The 13,752-nt window shown below is 60.3% G+C and carries 12 protein-coding genes; all 12 read left to right on the forward strand.

Going from position 1 to position 13,752, the window contains the following annotated elements:
• The first annotated feature begins 464 nt into the window (after positions 1 to 464).
• Entirely contained in the window at positions 465 to 1,499 is a 1,035-nt protein-coding gene (arnC, locus tag ACI77I_RS27840; RefSeq protein ID WP_094952606.1) for an undecaprenyl-phosphate 4-deoxy-4-formamido-L-arabinose transferase, read from the forward strand.
• Positions 1,496 to 3,487, forward strand: coding sequence for a bifunctional UDP-4-amino-4-deoxy-L-arabinose formyltransferase/UDP-glucuronic acid oxidase ArnA (gene arnA / locus ACI77I_RS27845; RefSeq protein WP_406999392.1), 1,992 nt, complete (start codon positions 1,496 to 1,498; stop codon positions 3,485 to 3,487). Before arnC ends, arnA begins: the two co-directional genes overlap by 4 nt.
• Positions 3,487 to 4,371 carry a 4-deoxy-4-formamido-L-arabinose-phosphoundecaprenol deformylase gene (arnD, locus tag ACI77I_RS27850; RefSeq protein ID WP_242149522.1) on the forward strand — a complete coding sequence of 295 codons (885 nt, stop codon included), beginning with the start codon at positions 3,487 to 3,489 and terminating at the stop codon, positions 4,369 to 4,371. Before arnA ends, arnD begins: the two co-directional genes overlap by 1 nt.
• Positions 4,368 to 6,023 carry a lipid IV(A) 4-amino-4-deoxy-L-arabinosyltransferase gene (gene arnT, locus ACI77I_RS27855; protein ID WP_094952609.1) on the forward strand — a complete coding sequence of 552 codons (1,656 nt, stop codon included), beginning with the start codon at positions 4,368 to 4,370 and terminating at the stop codon, positions 6,021 to 6,023. Before arnD ends, arnT begins: the two co-directional genes overlap by 4 nt.
• Positions 6,020 to 6,367, forward strand: coding sequence for a 4-amino-4-deoxy-L-arabinose-phosphoundecaprenol flippase subunit ArnE (arnE, locus tag ACI77I_RS27860; protein WP_094952610.1), 348 nt, complete (start codon positions 6,020 to 6,022; stop codon positions 6,365 to 6,367). Before arnT ends, arnE begins: the two co-directional genes overlap by 4 nt.
• On the forward strand, positions 6,364 to 6,777 hold the full coding sequence (gene arnF / locus ACI77I_RS27865) for a 4-amino-4-deoxy-L-arabinose-phosphoundecaprenol flippase subunit ArnF (protein WP_094952611.1): 414 nt from the start codon (positions 6,364 to 6,366) through the stop codon (positions 6,775 to 6,777). Before arnE ends, arnF begins: the two co-directional genes overlap by 4 nt.
• Positions 6,774 to 8,153 carry a UDP-glucose/GDP-mannose dehydrogenase family protein gene (locus ACI77I_RS27870; protein ID WP_094952612.1) on the forward strand — a complete coding sequence of 460 codons (1,380 nt, stop codon included), beginning with the start codon at positions 6,774 to 6,776 and terminating at the stop codon, positions 8,151 to 8,153. The genes arnF and ACI77I_RS27870 overlap by 4 nt, the downstream gene beginning before the upstream one ends.
• A gap of 3 nt (positions 8,154 to 8,156) precedes the next feature.
• Positions 8,157 to 9,779, forward strand: coding sequence for an ArnT family glycosyltransferase (locus tag ACI77I_RS27875; protein ID WP_406999394.1), 1,623 nt, complete (start codon positions 8,157 to 8,159; stop codon positions 9,777 to 9,779).
• A gap of 312 nt (positions 9,780 to 10,091) precedes the next feature.
• Positions 10,092 to 10,280 (forward strand): type VI secretion system contractile sheath small subunit, encoded by a 189-nt coding sequence (locus ACI77I_RS27880; protein ID WP_256589293.1) that lies wholly within the window; start codon positions 10,092 to 10,094, stop codon positions 10,278 to 10,280.
• Positions 10,281 to 10,443: 163 nt separating this feature from the next.
• Entirely contained in the window at positions 10,444 to 11,157 is a 714-nt protein-coding gene (locus tag ACI77I_RS27885; RefSeq protein WP_094952614.1) for an HPP family protein, read from the forward strand.
• Between the two features lie 117 nt (positions 11,158 to 11,274).
• Positions 11,275 to 12,378, forward strand: a complete 1,104-nt coding sequence (locus tag ACI77I_RS27890) for an enoyl-CoA hydratase/isomerase family protein (protein ID WP_406999396.1) — start codon at positions 11,275 to 11,277, stop codon at positions 12,376 to 12,378.
• 3 nt (positions 12,379 to 12,381) lie between these two features.
• Positions 12,382 to 13,533 (forward strand): acyl-CoA dehydrogenase family protein, encoded by a 1,152-nt coding sequence (locus tag ACI77I_RS27895; protein WP_094952616.1) that lies wholly within the window; start codon positions 12,382 to 12,384, stop codon positions 13,531 to 13,533.
• The last annotated feature ends 219 nt before the right edge of the window (positions 13,534 to 13,752 follow it).

Genomic DNA, 13,752 nt, shown 5'->3' on the forward strand with positions numbered 1-13,752 from the left:
CCCTGGCAAGAGATGGCTTACTTTACCGGCACTTGAGGGCCAATGCAGAGAAGATTGTTGAATAAGACCAAGGACCGACGGCACCGCCGAAAAAACCATCGAAATTTACCCGTCAATGGCGGCCAAGGCGGCTTTGCGGTTTAGCTGAACCCTAGCTGTCTACCTGTCAAATAAACGAGTTTTTCATCCGCCTTTCATATTCGTTCAACAATTTTGCGCTTAATCTTGGCCGCAGGACTTGAGAACAAGCCGCGCGTTCTATGACTAACGTGTTGATTCGGCTTTATCTTTCACAAATTTGGTCTTTACTCTGCTAGCCCATGGAAGAAAACATTGCCCTTCCCAGGAATGTCGAATGAACACTGCATACCCACGCTACGTTTAATCAGTTTTCTGAATCTCCAGCCGCTGATGACTGCTGTTTTCAACGCTCCAACCTGCTCTTGCCCCGAGGTCATGAATCTTTGAAACCCTACCCTATTCATTGCGTGTCGATCGTTATCCCGGTCTACAACGAACAAGAGAGCCTGCCTGAATTGCTGCGTCGCACGACGGCAGCCTGCAAGCAACTGGCCTACGAATACGAAATCATCCTGGTGGATGATGGTAGTCGCGACAATTCCGCCCAATTACTGGAAGACGCCGCCGCGCAAGACGGCAGCAACGTAGTGGCGGTGATCCTCAACCGTAACTACGGCCAGCATGCGGCGATCATGGCCGGCTTTGAGCAGTGCCGGGGCGAGGTGGTAATTACCCTCGACGCCGACCTGCAGAACCCGCCGGAAGAAATCCCGCGCCTGGTCGAACAAGCCGCCTTGGGCTACGACGTGGTTGCCACCGTACGCAACAACCGCCAGGACTCGGCCTTCCGCCGCTGGCCTTCGCGCCTGATCAACTTGGCCGTGCAGCGTTCCACCGGCGTGGCCATGACCGACTACGGTTGCATGCTGCGCGCTTACCGGCGCACCATCGTCGACGCCATGCTCGCCTGCCGCGAACGCAGCACCTTTATCCCGATCCTGGCCAACGGCTTTGCCCGCCACACCACCGAGATCCTGGTGCACCACGCCGAGCGTGAACATGGCGAGTCCAAATACAGCCCGATGCGCCTGATCAGCCTGATGTTCGACCTGCTGACCTGCATGACCACCACGCCATTGCGCCTGCTGAGCATTGTCGGCTTCAGCATGGCGGCGTTGGGCGTGCTGTTCGCTTTTGCCTTGATCGTCATGCGACTGGCCTTCGGTGCCACTTGGGCGGGCGACGGTACTTTTGTGCTGTTCGCCGTATTGTTCGTGTTTACCGGCGGCCAATTCATCGGCATGGGCCTCTTGGGTGAATACCTGGGCCGCATGTACAGTGACGTTCGTGCCCGTCCACGGTTCTTTATTGAAAAAGTGCTGCGTAACCAACCGGCAGCACCGGCTCCAGTCGTCGTCGTTGATGGCCTGGTGTCCTCCCATACCTCTACTTCTCCTTCCGATCAGGTTTCGTCATGAATTCAAAAGCTGTTGTCTTCGCTTACCACGATATTGGCTGTGCAGGCATTGAAGCCTTGCTCACCGCCGGCTACGACATTGCTGCCGTGTTCACCCATGCCGACGACCCCAAGGAAAACAATTTCTACGGCTCCGTCGCCCAACTCTGCGCCCGCAACGGCATCCCGGTGCATGCGCCGGAAGACGCCAACCACCCACTGTGGATCGAGCGTATTGCCAAGCTGAACCCGGACTACATCTTCTCCTTCTACTACCGCAACCTGCTGAGCGAGCCTTTGCTGGCCACCGCCAGCAAAGGCGCGTTCAACCTGCACGGTTCGTTGCTGCCTAAATACCGTGGCCGCGCGCCGGCCAACTGGGTGCTGGTCAACGGCGAAACCGAAACCGGCGTAACCCTGCACCGCATGGTCAAGCGTGCCGACGCTGGCGCGATCCTGGCCCACCAGAAAGTCATCATTGACCGCACTGACACCGGCCTGACCCTGCACGCCAAACTGCGTGACGCCGCCGCCAACCTGCTGCGCGACGCGCTGCCGCAACTGGCCCAAGGCAAGCTGGCTGAAACCGTCCAGGACGAAAGCCAAGCCACCTACTTCGGCCGCCGCACCGCCGCCGATGGCAAGCTGGACTGGAAAAAACCGGCTGAAGAACTGTTCAACCTGGTTCGCGCCGTGACCCAGCCGTACCCGGGCGCTTTTTGCGCGGTCGGCGAGCACAAACTGATCGTTTGGCAAGCTGAAGTGGTCAAGGGCAACGAAGGCCTGGCGCCAGGCCGCGTGATCAGCGTCAACCCACTGCGCATTGCCTGCGGTCAAGACTCGCTGGTGGTCAAGTTCGGCCAACGCAACGCCAACGGCCTGTACCTGGCAGGCCCTTCCCTGGCCGATGAACTGGGCCTGGTGGACGGTTCCGTGCTGCGCGGCGCCGAGTCCGGCCGCAAGCCACGTCGTACCCGCGTGCTGATCCTGGGTGTGAACGGCTTTATCGGTAACCACCTGTCCGAGCGCCTGCTGCGTGACGACCGTTACGAAATCTACGGCCTGGATATTGGCTCCGACGCCATCGAGCGCCTGCGCAACCACCCTAACTTCCACTATGTGGAAGGCGATATCAGCATTCACTCCGAGTGGATCGAGTACCACATCAAGAAGTGCGACGTGGTCCTGCCGCTGGTGGCCATCGCCACGCCAATCGAATACACCCGTAACCCGCTGCGCGTGTTCGAGCTCGACTTCGAAGAGAACCTGAAACTGGTTCGCTACTGCGTCAAGTACAACAAGCGCGTGATCTTCCCGTCGACTTCCGAAGTCTATGGCATGTGCCAGGACCAGTATTTCGACGAAGACACCTCCAACCTGGTGGTGGGCCCGGTCAACAAGCAGCGCTGGATCTACTCGGTCTCCAAGCAACTGCTGGACCGCGTGATCTGGGCTTACGGCGACAAGGGCCTGAACTTCACCCTGTTCCGTCCATTCAACTGGATGGGCCCACGCCTTGACCGCCTGGACTCGGCCCGTATCGGCAGCTCCCGTGCGATCACCCAGCTGATCCTGAACCTGGTGGAAGGCACGCCGATCCGCCTGTTCGACGGTGGCGAGCAGAAGCGCTGCTTCACCGACATCGCCGACGGCATCGAAGCCCTGGCGCGCATCATCGATAACGACAACGATGTGTGCAACGGCCAGATCATCAACATCGGCAACCCGGAAAACGAAGCCAGCATCCGTCAGTTGGGCGAAGAGCTGCTGCGTCAGTTCGAAGCTCACCCGCTGCGCAGCAACTTCCCGCCGTTCGCTGGTTTCCGCGACGTCGAAAGCAAGGCGTTCTACGGCACCGGTTACCAGGACGTGGCACACCGCAAGCCAAGCATCGAAAACGCCAAGCGCCTGCTGAACTGGGAGCCTACCGTTGAGATGAGCGAAACCATCGGCAACACCCTGGATTTCTTCCTGCGCGAAGCCATGCTTGAAATCGCGGACAAGAAATAATGAAGGCAGGCTTGCGCATCGACGTCGACACCTACCGTGGCACCCGTGAAGGTGTGCCGCGGTTGCTCGAATCCCTGGATGAAGCCTCGGTAAAAGCGACGTTCTTCTTCAGCGTCGGGCCGGACAACATGGGGCGCCACTTGTGGCGCCTGATCCGTCCGCAATTCCTGTGGAAGATGCTGCGTTCCAATGCCGCCGGGCTGTACGGCTGGGATATCTTGCTGGCCGGCACCGCCTGGCCGGGCAAGCCGATTGGCCGTGACCTGGGGCATTTGATGCGCCAGGCCAAGGCTGCTGGGCATGAAGTCGGCCTGCACGCGTGGGACCACCACGGCTGGCAGGCCAACACCGGGCGCTGGAGCGATGCACAGCTGGTCGAGCAGATCCGCCGTGGCGTCGACACCTTGAGCGACATCCTCGGTGAACGCATCGACTGTTCAGCGGCTGCCGGTTGGCGTGCCGATGAGCGCGTGGTGCAAGCCAAGCAAGGTTTCAACTTTCGCTACAACAGCGATTGCCGGGGCACCAGCCTGTTTCGTCCAACCCTGGCCGATGGCAGCGCGGGCACCCCACAAATTCCGGTAGACCTGCCGACCTTCGACGAAGTCGTCGGGCCGGTAGTGGCTGCCAAAGACTTCAACAGCTTCATTCTTGACCGCTTTACCGAATCGAAGCTGAACGTGTACACGATCCACGCAGAAGTAGAAGGGATTCTGATGGCTGATGATTTTCGCCAGCTGCTCGCCCAGGCCGGGCAGCGCGGCATCGACTTCAACCCCCTGGGCGACCTGTTGCCTGCGGATGTGAGCACCCTGCCCCAGCAACAGCTGGTGCGCGGTGCACTCAGCGGCCGCGAGGGTTGGCTCGGAGTGCAACAGGCATGATCCGGCGCTGGGCATTGCCCCTGCTCCTGCTGGCGTTTGGCGCGTTTTACCTGTTACCGCTGGCCACCCACGGCCTGTGGATCCCGGATGAAACCCGTTACGCGCAGATCAGCCAGGAAATGCTGCTGACCGGCAAGTGGGCCTCACCGCACTTCATGGGCATTCGCTACTTCGAAAAACCGGCTGCCGGCTACTGGATGATCGCGCTGGGCCAGGCGATCTTCGGGCAAAACCTGTTCGGCGTGCGGTTTGCCTCAGCCTTGAGCACCGGGCTGAGCATCCTGCTGGTGTACCTGGTGTCGCGCAGGCTGTGGAACGACCCGCAAAAAAGCCTGGTCAGCACCGTGCTGTACATGAGCTTTGTCAGCGTGGCGTTGCTCGGCGGCTACGCCAACCTGGACCCGCAATTCACCTTCTGGGTCAACCTGACCGGCGTTGCGCTGTGGTTCTGCTTCGACAGCACCACGCGCCGTGGCCGTTTATGGTCTTGGGCCTTGCTCGGCTTTGCCTGCGGCATGGGCTTTATGACCAAGGGTTTTCTCGCCTGGCTGCTGCCGGTGCTGATCGCCCTGCCCTACGCCATCTGGCAGAAACGCTTTGGTGAACTGCTCGGTTACGGCGTGGTGGCGGTAGTCGTCGCCATTGTTGTCAGCTTGCCCTGGGCGCTGGCCGTGCACCTGCAAGAGCCGGACTACTGGAACTTCTTCTTCTGGCACGAGCATATCCAACGCTTTGCCGGTGACGATGCCCAGCACGCCGAACCGTTCTGGTACTACCTGCCGCTGATGGTCGCGTTCTCGTTGCCCTGGGTTGCCTTGCTGCCGTCCACGGTCAAACAGGCATGGTTGGACAAACGCCTGCCCAAAACCGCGTTCCTGCTGCTGTGGCTGTTGATGCCCCTGGCGTTCTTCAGCCTGGCCAAAGGCAAGTTGCCGTCCTACATCATGCCGTGCCTGCTGCCGCTGGCTTTGCTGATGGGTTCAACCCTAAGCAACAAGCTCGCCCAGGGCCATGGCCGCGCCTTGCGCATCAACGGTTGGCTGAACTTGAGTGTCGGTGTGCTGGCCGTGTTGGCGCTCAGTTGGTTCCAATTGAAGAAGCCGGTGTACGAACACGGTGAGGAAACCCTCAGCTTGGTGCTGGTGTTTGCCTGCTTGTTCGGCTGGATCCTGGTCAACCTGCTGCAAGCCGCTCGCCCTTTGAAACTGTGGGCCGCGCCGCTGATCGGCAGTGGTTTGCTGGTACTGCTTGTACCCGCTGCACTGCCCCACTCGGTGGTTTACAACAAGATCCCGGATCAGTTCATCATCGACCACCAGCAGGAATTGCAATCGACCACCGCCTTGCTCAGCAATGACTTGGGCGCGGCGTCGGCCTTGTCCTGGCGCCTGGGGCGTCCGGATGTCGCGCTTTACAACACCGTCGGTGAAGTGAAGTACGGCATTGCCTACGCAGACACTGCCCACCGCAAGATCGGCACCACTCAGGTCCAGCAATGGATGAGTGATGCGCGTAAGCAAGGGTCGGTCGGTGTGGTCATGCGGGTCAAGGGCGACGATGAAGTCGCTGAAGTGAACCTGCTGCCCCAAGACGGCAAGCGTTACGAGCAAGGCAATCTGGTCATCCTGATATTCCCACAGGCCGCGCCATGATCACGCTGGTTCTTTTATTAAGCGCGTGCCTGCTTACGTGCATGGGCCAGGTTTCGCAGAAGTTTGCCGTGGAAAGCTGGCGCGACCAGCCGGACGGTTGGGCGCCAAAGCTGCGTTCGCCTTGGCTGTGGTCGGCGCTGGTGTGCCTGGGCCTGGGTTTGCTGGTATGGCTTTTGGTGTTGCAGCGCCTGGAAGTGGGCATCGCCTACCCCATGCTCAGCCTTAATTTTGTACTGGTCACGCTGATGGCGCGGTTTGTCTTTCATGAACACATCGATGGCCGTCACTGGCTGGGTGTGGCACTGGTCATCGGCGGTGTGGTGTTGCTGGGGCGTCACGTATGAGCCGGGTTCAAGGCTTTGCCCTGGCGTTGGGCAGCGTCGGCCTGGTCAGCGCCGCCCAACTGGGCATGCGCTGGAGCATGACGCGCCTGCCGCTGCCTGCCGAATGGCTGAACGCGTTCAACAGCAATGCCATCGACCTCGGCGCCTTGGGCGTGGTGATCCTGGCGATCATCGCCTATGCGCTGTCGATGCTTTGCTGGCTTGGCGCACTCAAGCACCTGCCGCTGGGCCGCGCCTATTCGCTGCTCAGCATCAGCTACGCGTTGGTCTACCTGCTGGCTGCCAGCCTGCCGGTGTTCAACGAAGATTTCTCGCTTTCGAAAACCCTGGGGGTGGCGCTGGTCATCCTCGGTGTTCTGGTCATTAACTCTCGTCGTGCTAGCGTTGCAAGCCCCAGGAATGCCCCATGAAAATCAGTGTATTTGGTAGCGGTTACGTTGGTCTGGTGCAGGCCACCGTATTGGCCGAAGTCGGCCACGATGTGATCTGCATGGACGTGGACAAGAGCAAGGTCGAGTCGCTGCAGAAAGGCCACGTGACCATCTTCGAGCCGGGTCTGGCAGCCATGGTCAAGGAAAACCTGGAAAGCGGACGCCTGCACTTTACCTTTGATGAAAAACTCGCGGTTGAACACGGTGAAGTGCTGTTCATCGCCGTGGGCACACCGTCGGACGAAGACGGTTCGGCCGACCTCAAATACGTGCTGTCGGTGGGCGACGCCGTGTCCCGCCACCGAGTGGAGCCGGTGATCCTGGTCGAGAAATCCACCGTTCCCGTCGGCACCGGTGACACCTTGCGCGCACACATCGAAAAGAGCCTGCGCGTGGCCGGCCGCCACTTGGAGTTCGATATCGTCTCCAACCCGGAATTCCTCAAGGAAGGCTCGGCCGTGGCGGACTGCCGTCGCCCGGACCGCATCATCATCGGCTGCGAGCGTGAAGAAGTGCGTGAAGTGATGCGCGACCTGTACGCGCCGTTCAACCGCAACCACGACCGCATCATCTTCATGGACCTGCGCAGCGCCGAACTGACTAAGTACGCCGCCAACTGCATGCTGGCCACCAAGATCAGCTTTATCAACCAGATCGCAGAACTGGCCGAGCACCTGGGCGCCGACATCGAAGCCGTGCGCCTGGGCATCGGCGCCGACTCGCGCATCGGCTACCACTTTATCTACCCCGGTTGCGGCTATGGCGGCTCGTGCTTCCCCAAAGACATGCGCGCCCTGATCCACAGCGCCAAGCAAGCCAACTGCTCCAGCGACCTGCTCGAAGCCGTTGAGGCCATCAACCAGCGCCAGAAGAGCAAGCTGTTCGAACGCGTCAACGCCTACTTCAAGGGCAACTTGCAGGGTAAAACCTTCGCCTTGTGGGGCCTGGCGTTCAAGCCCAACACCGATGACATGCGCGATGCGCCAAGCCGTGTGCTGATGGAAGCCCTGTGGGCAGCGGGCGCGCATGTGCGCGCGTTTGACCCTGAAGCCATGCAGGAAACCCAGCGCATCTACGGCGACGAGTCGCGCCTGACCCTGCTGGGCACGCCGGAATCGGCGTTGAGCGGCGCTGATGCGCTGATCGTCTGCACCGAATGGCAGCAGTTCAAGGCACCGGATTTCGACCTGATCCACACCCGCCTGAAAAACCCGGTGATCTTCGACGGCCGTAACCTGTACGACGGCGAGCGCCTGGCACGCAAAGGCTTCAAATACTTCCCAATAGGGCGAGGTGACTCCTGCGAACTGCCGATCCCTCAGCAAAACTGGGTGCCGCAGGTCAAGGAAGCCTGAGACGTGAATAGAGCTCAACCGCCCCTGCTCACCGCAACGATCCGCCACCAGTCGCTGGGGCTTGGGCTCCTGGCCCTGGTGCTGTTTATAGTGGGTAACTGGCACCAGGCGATTATCGGGTTTGACTCGCGCTTTGTGCTGTTTGCCCAGGAAATGCTGCGCCATGGGCCGAGCTTCTTCCCCACGACCTATGGCCAGCCCTACGCCGACTACCTGGCGACCTCGACGTTGCTGACGTGGGTCTTGTCGTTGCCGTTCGGCCAAGTCACCAGCTTGACCGCGTGGTTGCCCACCTCCATCGCTTCGGCGCTGATCGTCACGCTGGTGTATCGCCTGACAGCGCCCTACTCCACGCGCTGGGGCCTGCTGAGTATCGCGATGTTGCTGCTCAGCAGCACCTTCATCAGCGAAACTCGTGCGGTGTCGCTGGACCAGATGCTCGCCGCGGTGGCTTTGGCGGTGTTCTACCTAGGTTATGCGCATGATCACTTCGGCGCGGCTAAACGCCTGCATTGGCTGTTCCTGCTGCTGATTATCGGCTTTGCGGTGCGTGGGCCGATTGGCCTCGTGATCCCCACTGGCGTGCTGTGCAGCTATTACCTGCTCAACCGGCAATGGCGCCAACTGTTCACCTTCGGCTTGATTGCCTTGGCGTTGCTGGCGGCGTGTGTCGGTTTGTTGCTGCTGCTGGCCAAGCTCAGTGGTGGCGAGGACTTCATGCAGGACGTGATCCGCATGCAGTTCCTGGGGCGTATGGACGGCACCGAAGGCTCCAGCGGCGTGCTGTATTACTTCACCAGTTCCATGGGCAATTATGCCTTGGCTTACCCGCTGGCCTTGTTGGTGCTGCTGGCCGTGGCAGTCGGTGGGCGACGGGCGCCAGATCCGGCATTGCAGCTGGTGCTGTACTGCGCGGCCGCCGGTTTACTGGTGATGCTCGGTTTGTCGGTACCCCAGGCGAAAAAGGCCCGTTACATCCTGCCGATGCTCCCCATGGCGGCGATCATCGCGGCCTACCCGTTCCAGGTCAGCCAGGGGCGATTGTTCGCCGGGTTGCGCGGCTTGATGCTGGGCATCTGGACGCTGTTGCCGGCATTGTTGGTGATCGGGCTGGTGGTGGCGCGCAAGCGTTACCCGGAACAGTTGAGCAGCCTTGGGCTGATGTTCACGCTATTGGGCGTGCTTCAGGTACTGGCGCTGCTGGCCGTGTTGAAACCGCGCTTGCGACCATTGGCCCCGGCATTCGCGGCGGTACTGGCGTTATGGTCGACCTACATTGTGGTGGTCGAACCGTTGGAGCGCACGCTCTACGACGCCCGCACGTTCAGCCTCGCGGTCAAGGCTCAGATCCGCCAACAGCCGGCACCGGTGATACTGCATGGCTTGGGTAAAGATGCCAAAGCCATCAAGTTCATGGTCAACTTCGGATGCGATAAGGTGCCGTTGTTTACCCAAACGTCCGCTGACCTGACGCCGCTGCAAGGGCCTGCCTGGCTGGTGATGAGTGCAGCAGACTTTGAGCGCTTACAAGACCCGCGCTTGCGCACGCTCACCCCGACGCTCACTGGGGAGTTCGACAAAGACCCCTATGTGTTGCTGCATCTGGCGAGGGCGCCCGCGCCTTGATCGCGTTTATAGCGGCGGTTTAACAAACAACGCCCACTCTTTCAGGAGTGGGCGTTTTTCGTCATAACCACCAAGAAACCCCCTACATAGCTATGCGTAACGGCTGTCGCGCGTTGTCTTCCGACGCTTGGAACCCAAATGTAGACTCGTTGCCCAGTGCATTAACTATCTACTGCCCCGATCTCGGGAGGCTGGGGTAAGTGCACATTGGATAACAACAAGGACGCATTAGGCCATGCGACACACAGTGACTTACTTCATTAAGAGGGCAATGCCGTGCCGGAAGATCTCTTGCTTATTCCTCTGCCGAGACTGGATCGGTTGATGGAACTGCGTGACGCCCTGGTGGCGTTGAAGGGGCCGCTGGCCGACGACCCCGCGCTGCTGGAAAACCTGCAACGACACCTGTTCAACGAAGAGGCGGATACACGTGTATTGGGACGCCTGAGTACTGCACGGGCAGAGAAGGAATGCCCTGCTCCATTCGACGAAGCCACTTGACTGCATTATCTTTGTATTCAACCCTCATTAATATGCATTGGCGCGCTGGCATTCGGGGCGGCACACTGTGCGAGTTCCTCCCCCAACCGTTGGAACTTTCAAAGGGCTTTTCCGGGTGACCTGATCAGCCTTTTTCTTCGCCTGCTGTTTATGGACCCCTTCGATGCTCGCTCGCTGGTTACCCGCTGCAATCAACACCCGCCCCGCCGAATGGAGCCGCGCCGCAATCGGCATGGCCCTGGGCACGCTGTTCAGTGTCTGGGTGTGCGCCCAGCTGTTTGGCCTGGAGGTGGCCTTGCACTTGCTCGGGCCGCTGGGGGCGTCAGCCGTGCTGCTGTTTGCAGTGTCATCCGGCGCGCTGGCCCAACCGTGGTCGATCATCGGCAGCTATTTATGCGCCGCTGTCGTGGCGCTGCTGATCGCGCGGGTACTGGGGCGCACCTTGGGCAGTGCCTGCCTGGCAGCGGGCATGACCGTTATCCTGATGTGCTGGCTGCGTTGCCTGCACCCACCTGCCGGTGGCCTGGCCATGACCCTGGTGCTCGCCGACCCGGCGTCGATTGCCCTGGGTTGGCAGGAACTCGCACCGGTCATGCTCGGCGCGGGTGCGCTGCTGGCGTGTGCGTTGGCGTATAACAACGTCACCCGCACGCGTTATCCCAAAGGTACAGTCGACTCGCCGGCCGTCGTCCTGGGCAATGCCACGCAGGTCGCTGACCCCTCGATAACGGCGGCCGACTTGAAGCAGGCGTTGGCCGAGATGGAGCAGTTCTACGATGTCGCACCGTCCGAACTCGAACAACTGATCCACGCGGCGCAAGGCCATGCGCGACGCCGCAGCATTGGCGAAGTGCTGGCCAGTCGACCTGCTGCATAAATGCAAAAACGACCTGCATGATTCACGGTTGTACTGGGCAAATTTGCACTGGTAGGATCACGAGAGGGTTCGCCCGCGAATATCTTGATAAAGAACAATAAAAGCAGGGAGTTACAGATGACTGCTCAGGTTTCATCCGAAGCAAGCCGCGCCGATACTCTTCAGGAAGAAGTGCTGGCCGAGGTGCGCAACCATATCGGCCACCTTACCCTCAACCGCCCCGCTGGCTTGAATGCCATTACCCTGCACATGGTCCGCAGCCTCGCCTCGCAACTGCAGGCCTGGGCGGATGATCCGCAAGTCTATGCCGTGGTCCTGCGCGGCGCTGGCGAAAAAGCCTTCTGTGCCGGGGGTGACATCCGTTCCCTTTACGACAGCTTCAAGAACGGCGACAGCCTGCACGCCGATTTTTTCGTCGAAGAATACGCCCTCGACTTGGCCATTCATCATTACCGCAAGCCCGTACTCGCCTTGATGGACGGGTTCGTCCTCGGCGGCGGCATGGGCCTGGTGCAAGGCGCCGACCTGCGCGTGGTCACCGAGCGCAGCCGCCTGGCGATGCCGGAAGTGGCCATCGGGTATTTCCCGGACGTGGGCGGCAGCTACTTCCTGCCCCGCATTCCTGGCGAACTGGGGATTTACTTAGGCGTAACCGGTGTACAGATTCGCGCCGCCGACGCTCTGTATTGCGGGTTGGCGGACTGGTACTTGGACAGCGCCAAGTTCGCCGACCTCGACCAGAAGCTCGACCGCCTGCAATGGCAGGACTCGCCGCTCAAGGACCTGCAAGGTGTACTCGCCAAGTTGGCCGTGCAGCAATTGCCCGATGCACCGTTGGCAGCCCTGCGCCCGGCCATCGACCACTTCTTCGCCCTGCCGGACGTGCCCAGCATTGTCGAGCAGTTGCAGCAAGTCACCGTCGCCGACAGCCATGAATGGGCGTTGACCACCGCCAACCTGATGCAAACCCGCTCACCGCTGGCAATGGCCGTCACCCTGGAAATGCTCCGTCGTGGCCGCCGCCTGCCGCTGGAGCAGTGCTTTGCGCTGGAGTTGCACCTGGACCGCCAATGGTTCGAGCGCGGTGACCTGATCGAAGGCGTTCGGGCCTTGATCATCGACAAAGACAAAAGCCCGCGCTGGAACCCGCCCTCGATTCACGGGTTGGACGCAACCCATGTGGAAAGCTTCTTCCACAACTTCAAGCAGGTTGGGAGATAAGCCGTGCAAGACATTGAATATACTGAAGAACAAGTAATGATTCGCGACATGGCGCGCGACTTTGCCCGTGGCGAGATCGCCCCGCACGCCCAAGCCTGGGAAAAGGCCGGCTGGATCGATGACGCCTTGGTGGCCAAGATGGGCGAACTGGGCCTGCTGGGCATGGTGGTGCCTGAAGAATGGGGCGGCACTTACGTTGATTACGTCGCCTACGCTTTGGCGGTCGAAGAAATCTCTGCCGGTGACGGCGCCACCGGCGCGCTGATGAGTATCCATAATTCAGTCGGTTGCGGGCCAATTCTCAACTACGGCACACAAGAGCAGAAGCAAACCTGGTTGCCCGACCTTGCCAGTGGCCAGGCCATCGGCTGCTTCTGCCTGACTGAACCCCAGGCCGGTTCCGAAGCGCATAACCTGCGTACCCGTGCCGAACTGCGCGATGGCCAGTGGGTGATCAACGGCGCCAAGCAGTTTGTCAGCAATGGCAAGCGCGCCAAGTTGGCTATTGTGTTTGCGGTGACGGACCCGGAGTTGGGCAAGAAAGGTATTTCTGCTTTCCTGGTGCCCACCGAGACGCCGGGGTTTGTGGTCGACCGCACCGAACACAAGATGGGCATTCGTGCGTCGGATACCTGCGCGGTTACCCTCAACCAGTGCACGGTGCCCGAGGCCAATTTGCTCGGTGAGCGTGGCAAAGGCCTGGCCATTGCCCTGTCCAACCTCGAGGGCGGGCGCATCGGTATTGCCGCCCAGGCCTTGGGCATCGCCCGTGCGGCGTTTGAAGCGGCGCTGGCGTATGCGCGGGATCGGGTGCAATTCGACAAGGCGATCATTGAGCACCAGAGCGTTGCTAACTTGCTGGCTGATATGCAGACGCGCTTGAATGCTGCACGTCTGTTGATCCTGCACGCCGCTCGGTTGCGCAGTGCTGGCAAGCCGTGTTTGTCGGAAGCGTCACAAGCCAAGCTGTTTGCCTCGGAAATGGCTGAGAAGGTTTGCTCCTCGGCGATGCAGATTCATGGCGGGTATGGGTATCTGGAGGATTACCCGGTGGAGCGGTATTACCGGGATGCGCGCATTACGCAGATTTATGAGGGGACGAGTGAGATTCAGCGGATGGTGATTGCGCGGGAGTTGAAGAATTATCAGCTTTGAGGGGATTGGTGTTGTCGAGGGTCTGCTGGGTACATATCCGTTATTGGGGTGATGGCTGATATTGGTTCCGCTCTTACAGCGGGTCACTTTTGGAAAAGAGCCCCAAAAGTAACCAAAAGGGCTCTTGCCCCACCACTCGGCACCTCGCTTAGGCTCGGTGTGCCCTCACTCCGGCTTGAATCCGTGGGCCGCCGCCATGGGCCATCCTTGGCCCATCGC

This window comes from Pseudomonas sp. D47 (assembly GCF_045447305.1).
In the GTDB taxonomy this organism is placed as follows: domain Bacteria; phylum Pseudomonadota; class Gammaproteobacteria; order Pseudomonadales; family Pseudomonadaceae; genus Aquipseudomonas.